This is a genomic window from Prevotella sp. C0209C1 (assembly GCF_056583855.1).
On sequence record NZ_JBWPJP010000057.1, the window covers coordinates 1 to 4,472 of the forward strand.

2 protein-coding genes are annotated in these 4,472 nt (G+C 36.0%); one reads left to right on the forward strand and one right to left on the reverse strand.

What is annotated here, in order from left to right; all coding sequences use genetic code 11:
* Positions 1-493: 493 nt before the first annotated feature.
* Positions 494-3,256: a DNA polymerase I gene (gene polA / locus AC1DCD_RS10030; RefSeq protein ID WP_060932425.1), complete on the reverse strand. Its 2,763-nt coding sequence runs from the start codon at positions 3,254-3,256 to the stop codon at positions 494-496.
* A gap of 89 nt (positions 3,257-3,345) precedes the next feature.
* On the opposite strand from polA, the gene AC1DCD_RS10035 reads away from it, so the two are divergent.
* Positions 3,346-4,326: a polyprenyl synthetase family protein gene (locus AC1DCD_RS10035; protein WP_019036906.1), complete on the forward strand. Its 981-nt coding sequence runs from the start codon at positions 3,346-3,348 to the stop codon at positions 4,324-4,326.
* Positions 4,327-4,472: the final 146 nt, after the last annotated feature.

Genomic DNA, 4,472 nt, shown 5'->3' on the forward strand with positions numbered 1-4,472 from the left:
AGAGCTTTGGCAGATATCGGAAAGGGGTTGCGTATAAACTTCTCTAAACATGTCGCTTAATTTTGATTAGTTACTTATCTTTAAAATGTTTTATAAGAACGATGGCTTTTGATCCTTTTTACAGCTTTGTTTTTATTTTTCTATTTATACATCTTAATGTTAAAGGTGTCTTTAGGTCATTTTTATATTTTATGGGAAAGTATTCTATGGTAATTTGGTTAACACATAGTTTTTTCTGTATTCATCTTTTTCCTAAGTTCATTTATAGTTTTAAATTACCTTTGTTAATTTATGCTGCCTTACTATTAGTTTCTATAAGTGTGTCAGTTCCTATAATGAAGTTGTCTCAATCGGTTGCAAAGAAGTTGAGATTATAGATATATATATTATGCTTAACGTATGATATTTATATGGTAAATAAATCTCCCCCTGTTTCTTATATCGTTTATAGGTATAAGAAATAGGGGGGGGGTAAGTGATAAAAACTTGCTAATTAGTGTGCTTCTAACCAGTTTTCACCCCATCCTGCATCGGCTATAAGTGGAACTCTGAGAGTGCAGGCAGCCTGCATTTCTTCTAAAACGATGTGCTCTACACGTTCTTTTTCGTCAGGGAAAACAGAAAAATTCAGTTCGTCGTGTACTTGTAATATCATCTTAGAGCGAATGTTTTCACGGCAGAATCTTTCATATATACGTATCATAGCTACTTTTATAATGTCAGCTTCTGTGCCCTGAATAGGAGCATTTATGGCGTTACGTTCGGCAAAACCTCGTACAGTAGAGTTCTTGCTGTTGATGTCGTTAAGATACCGGCGACGTCCAAAGATAGTTTCAGCATAACCCTTTTTTCGAGCTAATTCTTTAGCACTTTCCATAAAATCATGTACTTTAGGGAAAGTGTTGAAATAGTCTTCTATAAGTTTTTTAGCTTCATTGTTTGGTATTCCCATACGTTGTGCTAGACCATAAGTAGTAATACCGTATATAATACCGAAGTTAGCTTGTTTAGCTTTTTTGCGTTGTGTGTCTGTAACATCTTCCATAGGAATGTGCCATATTTTTGCAGCTGTTGCCCTGTGGATATCATAACCGCTACGAAAGGCTTCTATCATGTTTTCATCTTTGCTAAGATGTGCCATTATACGAAGTTCTATTTGGCTATAATCTGCCGAAAAAAACACACATTCAGGCTCGGGGATAAAGCACTTGCGAATTTCCTTTCCATCGTCTGTTCTAACAGGAATATTTTGCAGATTGGGGTCGCTTGAAGACAGCCTTCCTGTAGCTGTAAGGGCTTGATTAAACGATGTGTGAATGCGTCCGGTGCGCTTATTAATAAGTTTAGGAAGAGCATCTACATAAGTGCCTAATAGCTTTTTAATGCCTCTATAGTTAAGTATGTTGCGAACAATAGGTGAAGATGCTTCCAAACTTTGCAATACCTCTTCATTAGTAACATACTGCCCTTTCTTTGTTTTCTTAGGTTTTTCCATTATTTGCATCTTTCCAAAGAGAATATCGCCTACTTGCTTGGGGCTTGATATATTAAACTTTTCGCCCGCTTGCTCGTATATTTGTGCTTCGTAAGTCTGCATACGTTTGGTGAAAATGTTAGAGGTTTCTTGTAAAGCGTCTGTATCTAAGCATACTCCGTTCATCTCCATGTTAGCTAAAACTCTTACGAGAGGCATCTCTATATCCCAAAAAAGTTTTTCAGCATTTACATCTTTTAGCTTTGGTAAGAGTACATTATATAACTGTAAAGTAATATCGGCGTCCTCACAAGCATATTCGTATATAGAAGTAGGGGAGAGGTTGCGCATGTTTTTCTGCTCTTTTCCTTTTGCTCCGATAAGCTCATCGATGTGTATTGTTTTATAGTTAAGCAGCGTTTCTGCCATATAATCCATGTTGTGATGTAGCTCAGGTTGTATAAGGTAATGAGCTATCATGGTATCGAACATCTTGCCCTTTATGTTGATGCCATATTGAGCAAGCACCTCGTAATCGTACTTAATATTCTGACCTATCTTTAATATCTTATCTTCTTCATATAGTGGCTTGAAGATATTTACCATTTTTTGCGCTTTATCTCTATCAGAAGGAATAGCTATGTAGAAAGCCTTATTAGGCTCTATGGAAAAGCTAAGTCCTACTAATTCTGCTTGCATTGTATTGGTAGAGGTGGTTTCTGTATCTAAACTTAAAATATCAGATGTAAATAAAAAATCACAAACACGTATAGCTTCTTCCTCATTATCAATTAGTTGGTATTCGTAGTGTACTGATTTGAGGCTTTTAAAATCGGATAAAATGCTGCTGTTCGTATCTTCGCCCGTATTTTCGTCAAATAAATCGAGCTGATTATTTACGTTTTTAGCTATTTCTTTGCTGTTCTTAACATATTTATTTAGTAGGTTACGAAATTCTAATTCAGTAAATATTTCGTGTAGCTTATTTATATCTGGTTCTTTTGTTTTTAGGTCGTCCAGTTTTATATTAATAGGAACATCGCGGCGTATAGTGGCTAAAAATTTAGACATCTTAATATCATCTACAGCGTTTTCTATTTTTTCTTTTAGTTTTCCTTTGATTTTATCGGTATTAGAAAGTATGTTATCAATAGAGCCAAACTCGTTGATTAGTTTAGATGCAGTCTTTTCTCCTACACCCGGACAGCCCGGAAAGTTGTCAGCAGCATCGCCCATTAATGCAAGTAAGTCTATTACCTGTGATGTCTTTGGTATATTATATTTTTCTTTTATTTCTTTTTCGCCTAATATTTCGTATCCTCCACCATGACGAGGACGGTACATATAAACATGACTACCTATTAGTTGGCCATAATCCTTATCAGGTGTAAGCATAAAAGTATCGATTCCATCGGCACTAAAACGGGTAGCAAGGGTTCCTATAACATCATCTGCCTCGAAACCGTCGGCTTGCAGTATAGGAATGTGCATGGCTTTAAGAATGTCTTGTATATAAGGTACTGATAGCTTTATGTCTTCTGGTGTAGCTTCTCTTTGTGCTTTATATTGTGGAAAAGCTTCATTGCGAAAAGTTTTACCTACATCGAAAGCTACACCAATATGGGTAGGTTGCTCTTTTGTAATAACCTCATGAAGGGTATTAAAAAAGCCCATTATGGCTGATGTGTTCAGACCTTTTGAGTTTATACGAGGGTTTTTTATAAAAGCATAGTATGAGCGAAATATTAAGGCGTAGGCATCTATTAGAAATATTTTATCCATAATTATATATATTTTAGGTGTAAAATTACTAATATATTTCCATAATCTCCGATAAAATAAGTAATTTTGTATCATATATCAATGAGTGAATGGATACTTTATCAATTATAAAACGACCTATAGAATCGGAATTAAACGACTTTATTGATCTTTTTAATTCATCGTTAGATCATGAAGATGGTCTGTTAACACAAGTGTTACACCACATTAAGCAGCGTGGTGGAAAACGTATGCGCCCCATTCTTATATTATTGATAGCTAAGAGTTTTGGGAAAGTTTCGCCGACAACGCAGCATGCTGCAGTTGGCTTAGAGCTGCTTCATACGGCATCATTGATACATGATGATGTTGTAGACGAGAGTAATGAGCGTAGAGGACAGGCCAGCGTAAATGCTTCTTATAATAATAAGGTGGCAGTGTTAGTGGGCGATTATGTGCTTTCTACAGCGTTGCAGCAAGTGGGATATACTAATAGTAACAGTATAGTGAAGTATCTTGCAGAGCTTGGGCAAACGCTTAGTGATGGCGAAATATTGCAGCTTTCTAATATAAAACGTGAAGAGATTACAGAGGCTGCTTATTTGGAAATCATTGCACGAAAGACAGCTATATTATTTGAAATATGCGCTGCTATAGGTGCAGAGAGTGCTGGCGTTTCAGAAGAAGATGTTGCTTTAGCACGAGCTTTTGGTAAAAACATAGGAATGATTTTTCAGATACGCGATGATATTTTCGATTATTTCGAATCGGAAAAGGAGATAGGAAAGCCTACAGGGAACGATTTAACCGAAGGAAAGCTAACCTTACCATTAATATATGCACTTAATAAGACTGGTGATGAGCGTATGATGATGCTGGCTCGTAAAGCAAAAATGCTTTCTATAAGTAGTAAGGAGATAGAGGAGCTGGTAACATTTGCAAAAGAAAAGGGGGGCATAGAATATGCTGAAGAGTGTATGAAGAGGTATCATGCTAAAGCTAAGGTTTTTATTGATACTAAAATTAGCAATCCTGTCATTAAACAGTCGCTTAGTACTTATTTAGACTATATTATTAAACGTAATAAATAAGGGGTATTTACACATTTGAAAATTAGCTTCTTATATAACTGAAAAGCAATGATGCATATAGCGGCATTGCTTTTTTATTGTACGCTCGGCATGAGCATTTTCTAACGGGTGGAAGTCCCGAGTAAGCCCTAATAGCGGGAATTACA